Below are 17,518 nucleotides of genomic sequence, written 5' to 3' on the forward strand. Positions count from 1 at the left end.
GACTGACTTAAAGTGCGGGCCCCGGGGTGTACCGGACGATGTGGACGCTGGGTGATCAGAGGTTCGGCGCTCGGTAGAGACCCTCGATCGCGTTGATCAGACCATCCGCGATCGACGGCCACGCCGGGTCGGCGGCGCGCTCCCGCTCCGCGCAGAAATGCACGATCAGCGTACGGGCCATGTCGTCCCGTTCCAGGCGGACCCGCGGCGGCAGATCCGGCAGGCAGTCGTGCAGCCGCTCGGAGACCCGGTGCAGCATCTCCATCCCCTCGAACTCGGTCGCCGCCAGCTGCCGCAGCGTCGGCTCGGTCATCAGCTGGGCGGCGAACCGGGCGTACCAGCTCGGGCTGCCCAGCGTGGCCAGGTGGTCGGTGATCGGCCGGACCGTGCAGGTGACCCAGTCCCGCAGGGTGGCGCTGCCCGCGTACCGGTCGTGCAGTCGCCGCCGGATCTCCTCCACCGGCGCCGCGTGCCGGGCGATGATCGCCCGCACCAGGTCGTTCTTGCTGCCGAAGTGGTAGCTCACCGCCGTATTGTTGCCCTGCCCGGCCGCCTCGCTGATCTGCCGGTTCGAGACGTTGAAGACGCCGTGCTCGGCGAAGAGCCGCTCGGCCGCGACCAGGATCCGGGCGCGGGTGTGCTCGACCCGCTCGGCGCGCAGCCCGCGTCCGGGCTCTCTGGTGGGCTGCCTCATCGATACAGAACGATAGGGGATCAGGGCCGGTGGGCGATCCGCCGGGTCAGCGCGTGCGCCGCCTCCAGCGGCAGGTACGCCAGGATCGCCAGGCCCGCCGACGCCACCCCCAACGGCAGCCGCAAGCCCTCGTACAGCACGTGCGACCGCAGCGGGAAACTGCCCTCCACCTCGGCCAGGCACACCGTCTCCCCGCCGCGCCGGGCCGAGAAGAAGGCGCTCTCCCCGGTCCGTTCGGCCAGCGAGCGCAGCACCTCCCGGGCCGTGGACGTCACGTCGTACCGCTTGGTCCTCCGCCCGCCGTACCGATGGTGGGGTTTCAAATCGGACGTCGGTTGTCAGGTTTTGGCGGAAGCCTGGGTGGCATGACGCAGAAAGCATTGGCCGGAAAGGTGGCCCTCGTGGCCGGGGCGACACGCGGCGGCGGCCGGCAGATCGCCGTGCAGCTCGGCGCGGCCGGGGCCACCGTCTACGCGACCGGCCGCACCACCCGGGAGGCTCGCTCGCCGATGAACCGGCCGGAGACGATCGAGGAGACCGCCGAGCTGGTCACCGCGGCGGGCGGCACCGGCATCGCGGTGGCCGTCGACCACCTGGACCAGGACCGGGTCGCCGCGCTGGTGAAGCGGATCGACGACGAGCAGGGCCGCCTCGACGTGCTGGTCAACGACGTCTGGGGCGGGGATCCGTTGACCACCTGGAACGAGCCAATCTGGGAACAGGACCTCGACCAGGGGTTCCGGCTGCTCCGCCAGGCCGTCGACTCGCACATCGTGACCAGCCATTTCGCGCTGCCGCTGCTGATCCGCAACCCGGGCGGCCTGGTGGTCGAGGTCGGCGACGGCACCACCGATTACAACACCGTCAACTACCGGTTGTCGGTCTTCTACGACCTCGCGAAATGGTCGGTGAACCGGCTCGCCTTCTCCTGGTCCCGGGAACTGGCCGGCCATCAGGCGACCGCGGTGGCGCTCACCCCGGGCTGGCTGCGCTCGGAGATGATGCTGGAGAACTACGGCGTCACCGAGGAGAACTGGCGGGACGCCTGCGCCAAGGAGCCGCATTTCGCGATCTCCGAGACCCCGGCGTACGTGGGCCGCGCCGTCGCCGCCCTGGCCACCGACCCGGATCGCGCCCGCTGGAACGGGAAGTCGGTGTCCAGCGGCGAACTCCCAAGGTCTACGGGTTCACCGACGTCGACGGGAGCCGGCCGGACGCCTGGCGCTATCTCGTCGAAGTACAGGATCCCGGCCAGCCGGCCGACGTCACCGGCTACCGATAAAGCCCGCCGACGTCATCGGCTACCGATAGAGATCGCCGAGGCGCCGCGCGGCCTCGGTGAGCCGGGCACGTAGGGCCGGCGGCTCCAGCACCTCGGCCTCCGGGCCGAACCGCAGCAGGTACGTGTAGGCGACGTCGATCGACTCCACCGGCAGCCGGGTCCGCACCCATCCGTCCGGATCCGGCTCCCCGGCCGCGTCGAGGGCCTCCCGCGCGGCGGGCGGCTCGACCACGTACCGCAGGATCCGCCGCCCGTGCGGGCTGAGCCGGATCGTGATCGTCTCCCGCAGCATCCGCCGCACGAACTCAGCCGCCCGTTCGGCCCAGAACGACGGCAGATCAAACCCCGTTTCGCGTACGAACGAGGCACCGTCCTCCTCCACCCCGGCGATCCGGTCCACCCGGTAGGACCGCAGATCGCCCCCGACCCTGCCGACCAGATACCAGACCCCGTTCTTCAGCACGAGCCCGTACGGCGCGACCGTCCGGGTGACCTCCCCGTCCCGCCGGTAGCGCATGGTCAGCACCCGGTCCTGCCATACGGCCCGGGCCAGCGCGGCGAGATGCTCCGGCGGTTCGGTGTCGTCGAACCATCCCGGCGCGTCGAGGTGGAACCGTTGCCCGGCCCGTTCCGAGGCCTCCCGCAGCCCGGCCGGAAGCGCGGCCAGCATCTTGCGGCGCACCGACCGCACCGGCTCGCCGAGTCCCATGTCCCGGGCCGGTCCGGGCAGCCCGGCCAGGAACAGCGCCTCCGCCTCGTCCCGGTTCAGCCCGGTGAGCCGGGTCCGGTAGCCGCCGACCAGCCGGTACCCACCGGATCGCCCCTGCTCGGCGTAGACCGGCACCCCGGCCGCCGACAGCGCCAGCACGTCCCGGTAGACGGTCCGCTCGGACACCTCCAACTCGGCCGCCAGTTCGGCGGCGGTCATCGTGCCCCGCGACTGGAGCAGCAGAACCAGGTTGATCAGGCGGGCGGCGCGCATACCGGAGATTCTCGGCCATCGGAACGCCAGGTCCGATCCCCGCCAGCGTCCCCGCCCACCGGCGGACAGGGTGGAGCGCATGCATGTGGTTCCGGGACTCAAGGTCCTCTACTTCGGCACACCGGTCGTACTGATCAGCTCGCGCAACCCGGACGGCTCGGCGAACCTGGCCCCGATGTCGTCCGCCTGGTGGCTGGGCCAGACCGCCGTGCTCGGCCTCGGCAACACCGCCCGGACCACCGAAAACCTTCGACGGTACGGCGAATGCGTACTGAACCTCGTACCGTCCGGCCTGGTCGCCGAGGTGGACCGGATCGCCCTCACCACCGGCGTCCCGCAGGTGCCGCCCCGCAAGCTGACCCAGGGATACCGGCATGTGGCCGACAAGTTCGCCGAGGCCGGCCTGACCTCGCAACCGTCCGACCTGGTCGGGCCGCCGAGGGTGACGGAGTGCCCGATCCAGCTGGAGTGCCGGGTGACGGCCACCCACCCGATCGGCGCACCGGATCCGTGGGGGACCGCCTTCCACGTGGACGTCCTGCGCACCCACGTCGAGCAGGACCTGCTGATCCCCGGCACCGCCCACGTCGACCCGCACCGCTGGGATCCACTGATCATGAAGTTCTGCGACTTCTTCGGCGGCGGCGAGAACGTCCACCCCTCCCGGCTGGCCGCCGGCTGGAAGATGCCGGTAGCCGATATCGCCCGAAGCTAGAGCCCTTTCGGGGTCCCTTTTTTGGGGGTACGGGTGTCCTCGTCCCCCCTTTTCAGGGTCGTCCCGTCCGGTCGGCGCGCGCTTGCTGCCTGCTCCGGCCTGTGCCGCGCCCGCCGGGCGTAGATCGGTGCCCGGGCGGGCCGGCCTATTCGCTGCCACCCCGTCTGCCGCCGGTCAGGGCCGTCCCTGCTTCGGTCACGCTGGGTGGGTGGTCGCGGTGTTGTCGGCCGGGCCTCTGGGTTGCCCTCTGCCGTAGTGCCGGTCGCCCGGTGCGGTGGTCCCGCTCTTGCTTCCCAGGCACGAGGGCTGCCTGCTCTCGGCCGTTGCGCCGGTCGCGCCGGGTGGGTGGTCGCGGTCTTGCTTCCCAGGCACGGGGCTGCCCGCTCTCGGCCGTTGCGCCGGTCGCCCGCGGTGGGTGGTCGCGGTCTTGCTTCCCAGGCACGGGGCTGCCCGCTCTCGGCCGTTGCGCCGGTCGCGCTGGGTGGGTGGTTGCGGTTTTGCTTCCCAAGCACGGGGCTGCCCGCTCCCGGCCGTCACGCCGTTCCCTCTGGGCGGGTGGTCGCGCTTTCACGAGGGTGGGCGCGCACGGTGGTGGCGGTGTCGTGGTCGCCTGCGTGGCCTATCGCGGCGATGGCCGCTCACGTGGCGGTTTTCGTGTGCGTTCACCGCCGAAAGCCCGCCCGGCCGGCACTCCGTGTGAGAGGGGAACCCGGTTCACCGGCTCTTGTGGAAGACAGAGGTAGCCAGGGAGTCTCTTTCTCGGGTGTCGGCGGGGTGGATGTCAAGTCGCCTGTTTGCGTGTTTCCCGTCTTCGCCGCGAGGTTAGGCCGGTCACCGTCGGCCGCGCAAGTCATCCGCAGGCATCGATGTGAATCTTGGGTGATCGTCACCGTACGCGTGATCTTGCGCCATTGTGGCCATCCGGGAGTCTCCTTCTTGGGCGTTCGCGGTTCTCCGTCAAGCGCCCGGTCGGGCGAACCACCAAATGGGGGCGCCGTCCGCCGTGCTAGGCGGAAATGGGGCTTTCGCCGGAAACAGGTGCCCGTTTCGCCCGCTTTGCACGCCGCTGTTGTGCGATCTTGAACGATTTACCACCGCCTCGGGTGGTAAATCGTTCAAGATCGCTCCGAGTGACGCGTCCTGCTGTCGAGGGATTGCGGATTCGGCCGTGGGCGACCAAGAAGACGACTCCCGGATGTATCCGATAGCCCAAGGTCTTCCAGCGGAAATAGATCATGGGCAATGATTGACCGCCGGACGGCAACCAGGAATCAAGATCGGCCCAACGGCCACCATCACCCAAGATCACGGTCACGGTGAGTGGCTTTCAGCGGGTTTCCCGTGGCGCGACCGGCACTGAGCGCCACCACCCACCCGGCGCGAGCGGCGGGACGGCCGGGAGCAGCGCCCAGGATGCCTGGCGAGCACGACCGCAACCACCCACTCGGAGTGAGCGGCGGCACATGCGGGGGTGTCCCACCGATCTCCGCCCGGCGGGGGCGGCACAGGCTGGAGCGGGCAGCGAGAGGGGCCGGGCGGACGGGACGGCGCTGACAAAGGCGGGACGACGACGCGCGTACAAGAGGAAAGAGCTGGAAGCGAAACGCGGACCTCGACCACAAAGGCGCCCGGCGCCGGGCCCTATGGTGATCGAATGGCATCAGTGAGGCAGTTCCAGGTCACTTTCGACTGTGCGGATCCCGAGCGGGTCGCCCGTTTCTGGTGCGAGGTGCTCGGTTATGAGCCACCATCACCACCCGGCGGTTTCGGCACCTGGGACGCCTACTGGCAGTCGCGCCCGGAGGAGAAGCGCGGCGCCTGGTTCGCGTGCAGCGACCCGAACGGGGTGGGCCCGCGCCTGTATTTCCAGCGCGTCCCGGAGGGGAAGGCTGTCAAGAACCGGGTGCACCTGGATGTGCGGGCCGGCACCGGACTGGTGGGCGACGAGCGCCTGGCCACCCTGGAGGCCGAGCGCGACCGGCTGGTCGCGCTCGGCGCCACGTACGACTACACCCTGTACGCCGACGGCGAGAACGAGTCGTGCATCGCCATGCGGGACGTCGAGGGCAACGAGTTCTGTCTGGACTAATCCGCCTCGATCACCAGGAGGACGGCGTCTTTGGCGACGGTCGCGCCGGCCCGGGCACGCAGTTCGGTGACCGTGCCGTCGACCGGGGCGGTGAGGGCGTGTTCCATCTTCATGGCCTCGACGACGGCGACGGTCTGCCCGGCGGTGACCCGGTCGCCCTCGCTGACGGCGACGACGGTGACGGTTCCGGGCATGGGTGACAGGATCGGGCCACCCGCTCCGGCGGTCCCGTCCGCCGAAGCGTCCAGCGCCTCGTGGTCGTGCAGCGCCCAGGCCTGCCCGTCACGTCCGATCCACAGCACCCCGGCCGCGTCCCGGGCGTACGCGTAGGTGCGGGTCACCCCGTCCTGCGTGTGCCGTCCGTCGGCCCGGGTGGCGATCGCTACCGGCGGCCCGCCGTCGATGCTGATCTCGGCGTCGGCGGCCCGTCCCCGGTACCGGATGGCGACCGGCTCGTGCCCGGCCGCGCTGATCCGCCGGGTGGTCCAGGCCCGGTCGCCGAGCCGCCACCCGCCGGGGATGTCGAACGGGTCGGCCAGGGCGGGTGTGGCCGGTTCCAGGTCGAGCAGGGCCAGTCCGACGGCGGCGCCGAGCACGTCGGACGGCAGGTCCTGGCCGGTGAGCGTGTCGAGCCGGCGGCCGACGAGCCCGGTGTCGAGGTTCCCGGCCCGCACGTCGGGGTCGGCGAGCAGCGCCCGCAGGAACCCGATGTTGGTGCCGAGCCCGAGCAGCACCGTCCCGGCGAGGGCGGCGTCGAGCCGGTGCAGTGCCTCGGCGCGGTCCGCCCCGTACGAAATGATCTTGGAAAGCATCGGGTCGTAGTCGGAGCCGACGACGCCGCCCTCGGTCACGCCGGAGTCGACCCGGACGCCGGTGGGTTCGCGCAGCGCCAGGATCCGCCCACCGGTCGGCAGGAATCCGGTGGCCGGGTCCTCGGCGTACACCCGAACCTCGATCGCATGCCCGCGCGGTCTCGGTGCGGCCGGCCACGGCGCCACCTCGCCCGCCGCGACGCGCAGTTGCGCCTCGACCAGGTCGACGCCGTACACCTCCTCGGTGACCGGATGTTCGACCTGGAGCCGGGTGTTCATCTCCATGAAGTACCAGTGGTCGGGCCGGTCACCGGCGACGATGAACTCCACGGTGCCGGCGCCCACGTACCCGCAGGCACGGGCCGCGTCGCAGGCGGCCGCGCCCATGGCCTGCCGCTGCTCGTCGCTGAGCAGCGGCGACGGCGCCTCCTCGACGATCTTCTGGTGGCGGCGTTGCAGTGAGCACTCGCGTTCGCCGAGGTGGGTGACGTTGCCGTGCCGGTCGGCGAGCACCTGGATCTCGATGTGCCGGGGCGTGGTGACGAGCCGTTCGACAAGCAGCGTGTCGTCGCCGAACGAGCCACGCGCCTCCCGCCGGGCACTCGCGATCGCGGCGGCCAGGTCCTCGGCCCGGTGCACCTCGCGCATGCCCTTGCCGCCGCCGCCGGCCGACGGTTTGAGCAGCACCGGATAGCCGATCCCGGTGACCGCCGCGGTCAGCTCCCCGTCGGACAGGCCGATGCCCTCGGATCCGGGGACGACCGGCACGCCGGCCTTCGCCACGGTCTGCTTGGCGCGAATCTTGTCGCCCATCGCGTCGATCGCCATGGCCGGCGGTCCGATGAAGACCAGGCCGGCGGCCTCGCACGCGGCCGCGAAGGCGGTGTTCTCGGACAGGAAGCCATAGCCCGGGTGGACGGCCTCGGCGCCCGCGTTCCGGGCCGCCGCGACGATGGCCTCGATCGAGAGGTACGACGAAGCGGCCGCGGCCGGGCCGATGCGGACCGCGATGTCAGCGGCCGTGACGTGCGGCGCGCCGGAGTCGGCGTCGGAGTGGACGGCGACCGAGCGGATTCCGAGGCGCCGCAGCGTGCGGATGACGCGGACGGCGATCTCACCGCGGTTGGCGACGAGGACGGTGGAGAACATGGCGCTCACATCCGGAAGACGCCGAACGCCGGTTCGGCGAGGGGCGCGTTGGCGGCGACGGACAGGGAGAGACCGAGGACGGTACGGGTGTCGGCCGGGTCGATGACCCCGTCGTCCCAGAGCCGCGCGGTCGAGTAGTAGGGGTGGCCCTGTGACTCGTACTGGGCGCGGATGGCGTCCGGGTCGTTGCCGGACCCGACCGTCCCCAGCACGAGGGCGGCCTGTTCACCGCCCATCACCGAGATCCGCGCGTTGGGCCACATGAACAGGAACCGGGGCGAGTAGGCGCGGCCGCACATGGCGTAGTTCCCGGCCCCGAACGAGCCGCCGATCACCACGGTCAGCTTCGGGACCCGGGTGGTGGCGACCGCGGTGACCAGCTTCGCCCCGTGTTTGGCGATGCCGCCCGCCTCGTACTCGCGGCCCACCATGAACCCGGTGATGTTCTGGAGGAACACCAGCGGGATGCCGCGCTGGTCGCACAGTTCGATGAAGTGCGCGCCCTTCATGGCCGACTCGGAGAACAGCACCCCGTTGTTGGCGACGATCCCGACCGGGTGGCCGTGGATGTGCGCGAACCCGGTGACCAGCGTGGTCCCGTAGTCCGGTTTGAACTCGCCGAACCGGGAGCCGTCGACGATCCGGGCGATGACCTCCCGCACGTCGTAGGGGATCCGCGGGTCGGTGGGCACCGCTCCGTACAGGTCGGCCGGGTCGACGGCCGGCTCCTCGACCGGTATCCGCTGCCACGGCGCGGGCGGCCGCGGGCCGAACGTGGACACGATGGACCGGACGATCCGCAGCGCGTCGGCGTCGTCGTCGGCCAGGTGGTCGACCACCCCGGAGGTACGGGCGTGCACGTCACCGCCACCCAGCTCCTCGGCCGTGACGATCTCGCCGGTGGCCGCCTTCACCAGCGGCGGCCCGCCCAGGAAGATGGTGCCCTGGTCGCGGACGATGACCGCCTCGTCGGACATGGCCGGCACGTACGCCCCACCGGCCGTGCACGAGCCCAGCACCGCCGCGATCTGCGGGATCCGCCGCGCCGACAGCTGCGCCTGGTTGTAGAAGATCCGCCCGAAGTGGTCGCGGTCCGGGAACACCTCGTCCTGCTTGGGCAGGAACGCGCCGCCGGAGTCGACCAGGTAGATGCAGGGCAGCCGGTTGTGCAGCGCCACCTCCTGGGCGCGCAGGTGCTTCTTCACGGTCATCGGGTAGTAGGTGCCGCCCTTGACCGTGGCGTCGTTGGCCACGATCACGCACTCGCGCCCGGCGACCCGGCCGATCCCGGTGACCATCCCGGCGGCCGGCGCCTGCCCGTCGTAGAGGCCGTGCGCGGCGAGCGGGGAGAGCTCCAGGAACGGCGACGACGGGTCGACGAGGGTGTCGACACGGTCGCGGGGCAGCAGTTTGCCGCGTTCCACGTGCCGGGCGCGGGACTTCTCCGGTCCGCCGAGCCGGGCCGTCGCGAGTTCCGCGTTCAGGTCGGCGACCAGCGCGCGGTGCGCCTCGGCGTTGCGGGTGAACTGGTCACCGCCCGGGTCCACGCGTGTGCCCAGGACCGGATGTGCGGTCATCGGTTCTCCTCAGCAAGTGCGGTCACGGTTCGTGATGAGCTGGGGCGGCCCAGGAGCTCCGCCATCCAGACGCTCGTGTCGATCAGTTTGCGCAGGTCGACGCCGGTTTCGATGCCGAGCCCGGCGAGTTGCCAGAGCAGGTCCTCGGTGGCCAGGTTGCCGGTGGCGCTCTTCGCGTACGGGCAGCCGCCGAGCCCGCCCGCCGACGCGTCCACGATCGTGACCCCGTGCTGGAGGGCGGTCAGGGTGTTGGCGAGCGCCTGCCCGTACGTGTCGTGGAAGTGCACCGCGACGGTCTCGATGCCGATGCCGGCGGCGGTCAGCGCGCCGAGCAGCGCGGCGACCCGGCCGGGAGTGGCCACGCCGATGGTGTCGCCCAGGCTGAGCTCGGTGCACCCCATCGCCATCAGGCGTTTCGCCACGTCGACCACCCGCTGCGCGGGCACCTCACCCTCCCAGGGATCACCGAAACACATCGAGAGGTACGCGCGGACGCGCACTTCCTCACGACGGGCACGCTCTACGACCGGCGCGAACATGGTCAGCGACTCGTCGACGGTGCGGTTCAGGTTGCGCCGGGCGAACGTCTCGGTGGCACTGGCGAACACCGCGATGTCGCGGACCCCGAGGGCGAGCGCCCGGTCCAGGCCGCGCTCGTTGGGCACCAGCACCGGGTAGCGGACGCCGTCGGCGAACGTCAGCCGGCCGAGCAGTTCCTCGGCGTCGGCCAGCTGGGGAACCCATCGCGGGTGGACGAAGCTGGTCGTCTCGACCACGGTGTGACCGGCGTCGACGAGCCGTTCGATGAACTCGGCCTTGACCTCGACCGGCAGCGGACGGGCCTCGTTCTGCAGTCCGTCGCGGGGCCCGACCTCGCAGATCGTGACGCGGGCCGGCAGCCCGGACAACGGTGTGACGCCGTAAGCGGTCACGGCGATACCTCCTGGGGTTGCTCGTTCGGACCTTAACTGACCGCACGTACGGTCAACAAGCGTCTAGCGGCCGCCGGAGGGATCTTCGTATAGTGGGCGGGTGACCGTCCGGCCCGCACGTGCCAGCTCCCGTGACGCCATCCTGCGGGTGTTCGCCGAGCACGTGGCACGGCGTGGATACGCCGACACCAGCCTCGGGGACATCGCCGCCGAGCTGGGTCTGAGCAAGGGCACCATCGTTCATCACTTCCGCAGCAAAGAGGCGCTGCTCGGAGAGCTGCACGAGGCGTATTTCGGCCGGCGGTTCGCCGAGGCGGAGTTCATTCTCGCCGAGCTGGACGACCCGGTGGGCCGGCTCGTGGCGATGATCTACGCGTTGCTGGCGGCGCACCGCGACGACCGGGCGGCGAGCCTGGCCTGCCTGCGGGAGCTGATCCGCTACTTCGAGGGCGAGCTCAACGACTTCGTGCGCCAGCAGCGGGTCGGCTACACCCAGATCGTGGTGGACATCCTGGCCGACGGGGCCCGGCGGGGGGTGCTGCACACCAGCGACCCCCGGATGACGGCGTTCCACATCTTCGGCATGTGCAACTACGCGTGGACGTGGTATCAGCCGGACGGCACCCAGTCGGTGGAGGAGATCGCGAGCCGGTTCGCCCGGGAGATCCTCGGCGGGCTGGCCGGCTCCACGGAGCAGGGCGCCGCGCTGGACGACCGGATCGCACACGCGATCGCGACCGTCCAGCGGGCGCCCGGGCGGCTGCCGGCGGCCGTCAGTTGACGAAGACCGGCGATCCTGCCGAGTCGACGACCGGGGTGTACTTCGCGGTGAAGTAGCCGTTCGCCACGCAGGCGGCCGGTCCGGTGGACTTGTTGAACTGCTGGTCGGTGAAGGTGATCGAGTTGTCGGCGTTGTCCGCCGTACCGGTGATGCTGTTGTTGTTGGCCGTGAAGACGCAGGTCACCGTGCCGAGCAGGGTGCGCAGCACGAGGGTGGCGGAGATCGGCGCGGTGTCGGTGCCGCTGACCGTGACCGTGCCGTCGCTGGCGACCGTGGTGGCGTAGGGCTGGTTGTTGATCGCCACGCTGTTGACACCGAGGACCCCGATCACCCCGGTGACGGTGCAGTTGGCGAGTCCGAGGGTGGCGCCGAGCGCGGCCGCCCCGGGCGCGGCGGGGTTGTCGTTGACCACCGCGCTGAGGCTGGAGGTGTTGCACTTCATGCCGTTCGCGCCGGCCGCGGCGGTGGCGAAGACCGCCTGGGTGCCGGTGGCGAGGCCGGACGCGATGGTGTCACCGACGGCGACCGCGGTGCCGGCCGGGGCGCCGGCGGTGAGCACGGCGTCGTCGTCGGCCAGCGCCGGTGCGGCGGTGGCCAGTAGCGGGACGAGTACGCCGGTCAGTGCGGCGACGATGATGCGCTTGCTGTGCATGGGGGTGCACCCTTCTCTATCAGGAGGCGGCTAGTGCCTGGGTCAGGTCGTCCAAACTGGGGGACAGTGCGAGGGCCGTGTCGTTGGCGCTGAACACGACGGCGTTCTTCCCGGCCGCCGACGGCAGGCCGAAGGCCAGGTTGATGATGGCGTCGAGGCTTCCCGGGATGAGGCCGCAGCCGTTCGCCTTCGGTACGGCGTACGCGTTGTCGACCAGGGTCGCGCCGGTGAAGCCGGCGCCGAGGGTCTGGAAGCCGTTCGGGTCGGGGACGATGTTCAGGGTGCCCGGGTCGCCGGTGACCGGCCCGTTGGGCGCCGGCGGGCTGGTGGTGCCGGTCGTCGGCCGGAACCGGATCGGGGTGGCGTCCGAGCCGATGTAGCAGTGGCCGCCGAAGAGCGCGTTGCGCAGGCGCAGCTTGACCGGCAGCGTGAAGACCGGGGTGTTGGTGCCGGTGGCCAGCGGGACGAACTCGGTGATCGGCCCGGCCAGCTCGACCTGGGCGAAGACACTGGTCACGCCCGGGATCAGGTTGGCGATGCCGGGCAGGGTGACCTGGAGCGGCTTGGCGATCAAAGTCTTGCCACCGGCCGCGGGGACGGTCGAGTAGACGTTGGCGGCGCTGCCGTCCGGGAACTCGCGGACCGGCGCGCTCGCCGGCCAGTAGATGCCGAACTGGACGGTGATCGGGTCCTCGAAGGTCACCGTGGTGGAGCCGATCGTGATGCTGCCCCCGTTGGTGAGCGAGTGGACGCATCCGACCTGGAGATTCGCCGGATCCTTCATGGTCGCGGCGGCGAGCGGGCACTCGCCGAGACCGGTGTAGGCGCCGCCCGGGTCGGCGCGTACCGGGGACGGGACACTGAGGACCAGAACCGTGGCGGCGATCGAGGCGAGGACCGAGCTGAGCCGTGACGCGGGCATGGCGCCACCCTTCTTTTTCGTCGAAGGACGTGGCCCGGCCGTTTCCGCAGCGTTCCGGGGATTGAAGACAACCATCGAGGTCCGTACCTTTCGGTATGAGAAACCTGCGCGGTATCCGATGTCAAGACATTGGGGGATGTCGATGACCGATGCGGTGGTCAGCCCGCTTCCCGGCGCCCGGCCCGGACGTGACCCGGCCCGGGCCATCAAGCGCGGTCCACGGTCCATGACGCCCGAGGCGGTGGCCGCCCGGCAGCGCGAGCGGCTGTACGACGCGCTCGTGCACACGGTCGCCGAGAAGGGCTACGCGAACGCGCGGGTCAGCGACATCTGCACGGCGGCCGGGGTGACCAGGCCGGCGTTCTACGCGCTGTTCGCCGGCAAGGAAGACGCGTTCCTCGACACGTACCGGCACGGCACCGGAGTGCTGCTGTCGCTGATGGACTCCTCGTACGCGGCGGCCGGCGACTGGCGCACCGGTGCCCGCGCCGCGCTGAAGGTGCTGCTCGACGTGCTGGCCAGCGTCCCGGCGTTCGCCACCATGGCGATCGTGGAGATCGACGCGGCCGGTCCCCTGGCGCGCCGGGAGCGGGCCGAGCTGCTGGGCCGGTTCGCGCGCTTCTTCGCCGACGCCCCGCCGGTCCCGGACGGCCTGGTCGAGACCGTGGTCGGCGGCGTCTACGCGACCATCTACCGGCACGTCGCCGGCGGCCGGGTCGCGGATCTGCCCGGCCTGCTGCCGATGCTCGGCTACTTCATGATGGCCCCGTTCCTGGGCCGCGACGGCGCCGCCGCCGAGCTGGCGGCGCCCCCGGTGGGGGAGCGGGTGGTGGCCCCGTGCGCCACGTCAGATACCGACGAGGTTTTTCACTGACCGAATGAGTCTTGACGGCTCTGGTTACCGGGGCGTAACTTCGCCGAAATCCATCGAGTAGCGCCAATGTGCGGCATCCGCAGTGCCCACACAGCGTCTTTCCGCAGGGAGAGTGCATGTCCTCCACATACGGCCGGACCCGCTGGCGCCGGTTCACCGCGATGCTGCTCGGCGGCCTCGCGGCCACCGCCGGCCTGATCCTGCTCACCGGCGAGGGGGTGCTCGCGGCCTCCTTCTCCATCTCCGGCATGCCGTTCACCGTCACCTCGCCCAAACTGCACGGGTACGGCTTCGCCCAGTACGCCGAGATCGACAACATGGCGCCGGGCAGCCCCAACGAGGGTGACACCGGCGGCCAGGTGCTCGTCATCGTCTCCGCCATCCGCGACGCCGAGCTCGACGGCCTGTGCCAGAGCATCGCCCTCGGCGGCATCAACCTCAAGATCACCGCTGGCAGCCCCACCAACAAGGTCACCGCCGACACCCTCGTCGTCGACTCCGACGTGATCACCGCGAACGCCACCTTCAAGACCATCGACATCGGCCAGGACGCCAGCACCCTGGACCGGGTGCCCGGCAAGAAGGGCGCGATCGGGGTCTTCGGCCAGCAGGCCGAAGAGGTGACCCTCACCAACCTGCGGCAGAACAACTACGCCACCACCGCGGCCACGTTCTACCTGCCCAACCTGCGGATGGCCTTCACCTCGGACGGCTGCTGAGCATGCCGGACCTCGATGACACCCGGGTCTCGCCAGGCGCCCGCGCCTGGCGGGCCTGGGGCGTGTGGCGGCACGCCCGCCCGTTCTGGGCCGGCCTGTTCGTCCTGCTTGGCGGCGTGGAGATCCTGTTCACCGTCTGGGCCCCGCTCGGCGTCGTCCTGCACGTCGGCATGCAGGGCTTCATCGGCTACCTGATCCCGGTCGTGCTCGTCCTGTGCGGCCTGCTGCTCTGGTTCAACCCGGCCCAGCGCCTCTTCTACTCGCTGATCTGCGTCGTCGGCGCCCTCGCCTCATGGATCACGTCCAACATGGGCGGCTTCGTCATCGGCCTGCTGCTCACCCTGATCGGCGGCGCGCTCGCCTTCGCCTGGACCCCTGAAACCATCGAGGAGAGCGCCTCCCCTCTCTAACGTATCGCTTTGACCGGGGCTTGCCGCAAGGCCCGGGTGATCGGCCAGAATCGCCTGGTGAACCGCTACATCGTGACGTTGACGGAGATCGGCCGGACGGCGACTGCCCTCGCCGGGGGCAAGGGCGCCAACCTCGGCGAACTGGGCCGGATCGGCGGCCTCCGGGTGCCGTCCGGGTTCGTCGTGACCACCGAGGCGTACGACCTGATCGCCCCCGAGATCGCAGACCGGCTCGACCGGCTGTCCGCGGTCGCGGCGGACGACCGGGAGACGATCCGCGTGCTCAGCGCGGAACTGCGCCACGCCGTCGAGTCGATCCCGCTGCCGCCGGAGATCAGCCTGCCGCTGCGGGCCGACACCGACTACGCCGTACGGTCCAGCGCGACCGGCGAGGACTCGGCGGCGGCCTCCTTCGCCGGGCAGCACGACACCTACCTGAACGTCGCGGCCGGGGCGGTGCCGGAGCACGTACGCCGCTGCTGGGCCTCGCTCTTCGCCGAGCGGGCCGTCGCCTACCGGCTGCGCAACGGCATCGACCACCGTACGGTGCGGATGGCCGTCGTCGTCCAGGAGATGGTCGCCCCGCGGGCCGCCGGGATCATGTTCACCGCCGATCCGGTCACCGGCGACCGGAAGGTCACCTCCATCGACGCGGCCCCCGGCCTCGGTGAGGCGCTGGTCTCCGGCCAGGTGAACGCGGACGTCTACCGGGTACGCGACGGCGCGGTCACGGCCCGGGCGATCGCTGACAGCCCCGCCAGCCCTGACAGCCCCGCCAGCCCCGCCAGCCCTGACAGCCCCGCCAGCCCCGCCAGCCCTGACAGCCCCGCCAGCCCCGCCAGCCCCGCCAGCCCTGACAGCCCTGACAGCCCTGACAGCCCCGGCGGTCCCGACAGCCCCGGCGGCCCGGACGGTCCGGACGGCTCCGACGGCTCCGACCATCGCGAGGCCGGGTCGTCGCTGGGGGCGCCGCCGGTCCTCACCGACGACGAGGTGCTACGTCTCGCGGACCTCGGCCGGCGGATCGAGGCCCATTTCGGCGGCCCGCAGGACATCGAGTGGTGCCTGGACGCCGACGGGTTCGCGATCGTGCAGAGCCGGCCGATCACCACGCTCTTCCCCGTCCCGGAGACCACCGACGACGACAATCACGTGTACGTCTCGGTCGGCCACCAGCAGATGATGACCGAGGCGATCGCCCCGCTCGGCCTGTCGGTGTGGAAGCTGACCTCGCCCGGCCCGATGGTCGACGCGGGCGGCCGCCTGTTCGTCGACGTGACCAGCCGGCTCGCGTCACCGGCCGTCGGCGCGGCCCTGGCCGAGGCCCTGACCAGGTCGGATCCGCTGATCGGCGACGCGCTGCGGGCCGTCCTCGACCGCGAGGGCTTCCTACCGCCGCCGCCGGAGGAGGTCCCGCGCACCCCGGGCCTGGACCGGCCGGAACCCATCGAGACCGACCCGGCGATCGTCGCCGACCTGATCCGGCTGCGGCAGGCCGAGTTGGCGGCGCTCGAACAGGACATCGCGGGGCTGTCCGGGCCGGAGCTGATCGACTTCGTCATCGCCGACATCCGGGGCATCCGGCGGACCCTCTTCGAACCCCGGAACATGCAGGCGATCATGGCCGGGATGGACGGCACCTGGTGGCTCAACGAGAACCTGGAGGCCTGGCTGGGGGAGAAGAGCGCCGCCGACACGCTCAGCCTGTCCGCCCCCGGCAACGTCACCTCCGAGATGGGGATGGCGCTCCTGGACGTCGCGGACGCGCTCCGCCCGTACCCCGAAGTCGTCGATCTTTTGTCGCGGGCCGGGGACGACGCCTTCCTGGACCGGCTCCCGGAGCCGGCGCGCGCCGCGATCCAGGGCTTTCTCGACGAGTACGGCATGCGCTGCGTCGGCGAGATCGACATCACGCGGCCGCGGTGGAGTGAACACCCCCTCGCGATCGTGCCGATGATCCTCAGCAACATTCGCAACGCCGAACCCGGTGCCCACGCCCGCCGCGTCGAACAGGGCCTGCGGGAGGCCGCCCGCAAGGAGCGGGAGGTGCTCGCCCGGCTGCGGGAACTCCCGGACGGGGAGGCGAAGGCCGCCGAGACGAAACGGATGATCGACCGGGTCCGCACTTTCATCGGCTACCGCGAATACCCGAAGTATCACCTGGTCAGCCGCTATTTCATCTACAAACTGGCGCTTCTGGAGGAGGCTCGACGTCTGGTCGATGCCGGAGTCCTCGTCAATGTTGACGACATCTATTTCGTCAACATTGACGAACTTCACGACATCGTACGGACGAAGCACGCCGACGCCCGGCTCATCCGTGACCGGCGGGACGCGTTCCGGACGTATCAGGCGCTCACCCCGCCACGGGTCCTCACCTCGGACGGCGAGATCGTCACCGGGGTCTACCGGCGTGCCGACCTGCCGCCCGGGGCGCTGGCCGGGCTGGCCGTCTCGGCCGGAACCGTCGAGGGCCGGGCCCGCGTCCTGCACGACCTGGCCGACGCCGACCTGGCGCCCGGCGACATCCTGGTCACCCCGTTCACCGACCCGAGTTGGACACCGGCTTTCGTCACGGTGAGCGGCCTGGTCACCGAGGTAGGCGGGCTGATGACCCACGGCGCGGTGATCGCCCGGGAATACGGCCTGCCCGCGGTCGTCGGCGTGGAGAACGCCACCACCCTGATCAAAGACGGTCAGCGCATCCGCGTGCACGGAACCGCCGGCTACGTCGAGATCCTCTGACTCCCGGCATCCGTTGGCGTGCGCCGCTCGTTGGCGTGCGCCGCTCGTTGGCGTGCGCCGCTCGTTGGCGTGCGCCGCTCGTTGGCGTGCGCCGCTCGTTGGCGTGCGCCGCTCGTTGGCGTGCGCCGCTCGTTGGCGTGCGCCGCTCGTTGGCGTGCGCCGCTCGTTGACGTGCGCCGCTCG

At 71.0% G+C, this 17,518-nt stretch carries 15 protein-coding genes and 1 pseudogene; 8 read left to right on the plus strand and 8 right to left on the minus strand.

Annotation, left to right across the window (positions count from 1 at the left end):
• Window positions 1-55: 55 nt before the first annotated feature.
• Together BJ964_RS25840 and BJ964_RS25845 are read right to left on the minus strand one after the other, a co-directional pair.
• Window positions 56-694, minus strand: a complete 639-nt coding sequence (locus tag BJ964_RS25840) for a TetR/AcrR family transcriptional regulator (RefSeq protein ID WP_188123093.1) — start codon at window positions 692-694, stop codon at window positions 56-58.
• 20 nt (window positions 695-714) lie between these two features.
• A complete protein-coding gene (locus BJ964_RS25845; protein ID WP_203832731.1) occupies window positions 715-969 on the minus strand; it encodes an IclR family transcriptional regulator domain-containing protein in 255 nt (84 codons plus the stop codon).
• A 90-nt stretch (window positions 970-1,059) separates the two neighbouring features.
• On the opposite strand from BJ964_RS25845, the pseudogene BJ964_RS25850 reads away from it, so the two are divergent.
• Window positions 1,060-1,976, plus strand: a pseudogene (locus tag BJ964_RS25850) (SDR family oxidoreductase).
• A gap of 19 nt (window positions 1,977-1,995) precedes the next feature.
• Here the strand turns inward: BJ964_RS25850 and BJ964_RS25855 are convergent.
• On the minus strand, window positions 1,996-2,958 hold the full coding sequence (locus tag BJ964_RS25855) for a helix-turn-helix transcriptional regulator (protein WP_188123094.1): 963 nt from the start codon (window positions 2,956-2,958) through the stop codon (window positions 1,996-1,998).
• A gap of 79 nt (window positions 2,959-3,037) precedes the next feature.
• Here BJ964_RS25855 and BJ964_RS25860 point away from each other — a divergent pair, with 79 nt between their 5' ends.
• Both BJ964_RS25860 and BJ964_RS25865 read left to right on the plus strand, forming a co-directional pair.
• A complete protein-coding gene (locus tag BJ964_RS25860; protein ID WP_188123095.1) occupies window positions 3,038-3,673 on the plus strand; it encodes a flavin reductase family protein in 636 nt (211 codons plus the stop codon).
• A gap of 1,654 nt (window positions 3,674-5,327) precedes the next feature.
• Complete coding sequence (locus BJ964_RS25865; protein ID WP_188123096.1) at window positions 5,328-5,762, plus strand: VOC family protein; 435 nt, start codon at window positions 5,328-5,330, stop codon at window positions 5,760-5,762.
• On the opposite strand, the gene BJ964_RS25870 is transcribed toward BJ964_RS25865, so the two are convergent.
• Genes BJ964_RS25870 through BJ964_RS25880 form a run of 3 tightly spaced genes read right to left on the minus strand, consistent with a single transcriptional unit; the run spans window position 5,759 to window position 10,232 of the window.
• Window positions 5,759-7,723 (minus strand): acetyl/propionyl/methylcrotonyl-CoA carboxylase subunit alpha, encoded by a 1,965-nt coding sequence (locus BJ964_RS25870; protein ID WP_188123097.1) that lies wholly within the window; start codon window positions 7,721-7,723, stop codon window positions 5,759-5,761. The genes BJ964_RS25865 and BJ964_RS25870 overlap by 4 nt on opposite strands.
• A 5-nt stretch (window positions 7,724-7,728) precedes the next feature.
• On the minus strand, window positions 7,729-9,300 hold the full coding sequence (locus BJ964_RS25875; RefSeq protein ID WP_188123098.1) for a carboxyl transferase domain-containing protein: 1,572 nt from the start codon (window positions 9,298-9,300) through the stop codon (window positions 7,729-7,731).
• A complete protein-coding gene (locus BJ964_RS25880; RefSeq protein WP_188123099.1) occupies window positions 9,297-10,232 on the minus strand; it encodes a hydroxymethylglutaryl-CoA lyase in 936 nt (311 codons plus the stop codon). Before BJ964_RS25880 ends, BJ964_RS25875 begins: the two co-directional genes overlap by 4 nt.
• A gap of 100 nt (window positions 10,233-10,332) precedes the next feature.
• Here BJ964_RS25880 and BJ964_RS25885 point away from each other — a divergent pair, with 100 nt between their 5' ends.
• Window positions 10,333-11,013, plus strand: coding sequence for a TetR/AcrR family transcriptional regulator (locus tag BJ964_RS25885; protein WP_188123100.1), 681 nt, complete (start codon window positions 10,333-10,335; stop codon window positions 11,011-11,013).
• On the opposite strand, the gene BJ964_RS25890 is transcribed toward BJ964_RS25885, so the two are convergent.
• Window positions 11,006-11,665 carry a Tat pathway signal sequence domain protein gene (locus BJ964_RS25890; RefSeq protein ID WP_188123101.1) on the minus strand — a complete coding sequence of 220 codons (660 nt, stop codon included), beginning with the start codon at window positions 11,663-11,665 and terminating at the stop codon, window positions 11,006-11,008. The two genes, BJ964_RS25885 and BJ964_RS25890, sit on opposite strands and share 8 nt — an antisense overlap.
• Before the next feature lie 19 nt (window positions 11,666-11,684).
• The gene (locus BJ964_RS25895; protein ID WP_188123102.1) at window positions 11,685-12,587 is read right to left on the minus strand and encodes a hypothetical protein; all 903 of its coding nucleotides are present in this window, start codon (window positions 12,585-12,587) and stop codon (window positions 11,685-11,687) included.
• A gap of 142 nt (window positions 12,588-12,729) precedes the next feature.
• Here BJ964_RS25895 and BJ964_RS25900 point away from each other — a divergent pair, with 142 nt between their 5' ends.
• From BJ964_RS25900 to rph, 4 genes are all read left to right on the plus strand, one after another.
• Complete coding sequence (locus BJ964_RS25900; protein WP_188123103.1) at window positions 12,730-13,461, plus strand: TetR/AcrR family transcriptional regulator; 732 nt, start codon at window positions 12,730-12,732, stop codon at window positions 13,459-13,461.
• A gap of 116 nt (window positions 13,462-13,577) precedes the next feature.
• Window positions 13,578-14,180, plus strand: a complete 603-nt coding sequence (locus tag BJ964_RS25905) for a DUF6230 family protein (protein ID WP_188123104.1) — start codon at window positions 13,578-13,580, stop codon at window positions 14,178-14,180.
• Window positions 14,181-14,182: 2 nt separating this feature from the next.
• On the plus strand, window positions 14,183-14,590 hold the full coding sequence (locus BJ964_RS25910; RefSeq protein WP_188123105.1) for a DUF6114 domain-containing protein: 408 nt from the start codon (window positions 14,183-14,185) through the stop codon (window positions 14,588-14,590).
• A 57-nt stretch (window positions 14,591-14,647) separates the two neighbouring features.
• Window positions 14,648-17,335 (plus strand): rifamycin-inactivating phosphotransferase, encoded by a 2,688-nt coding sequence (rph, locus tag BJ964_RS25915; RefSeq protein ID WP_188123106.1) that lies wholly within the window; start codon window positions 14,648-14,650, stop codon window positions 17,333-17,335.
• Window positions 17,336-17,518 lie beyond the last annotated feature (183 nt).

This window comes from Actinoplanes lobatus (assembly GCF_014205215.1).
GTDB classification, from domain to species: domain Bacteria; phylum Actinomycetota; class Actinomycetes; order Mycobacteriales; family Micromonosporaceae; genus Actinoplanes; species Actinoplanes lobatus.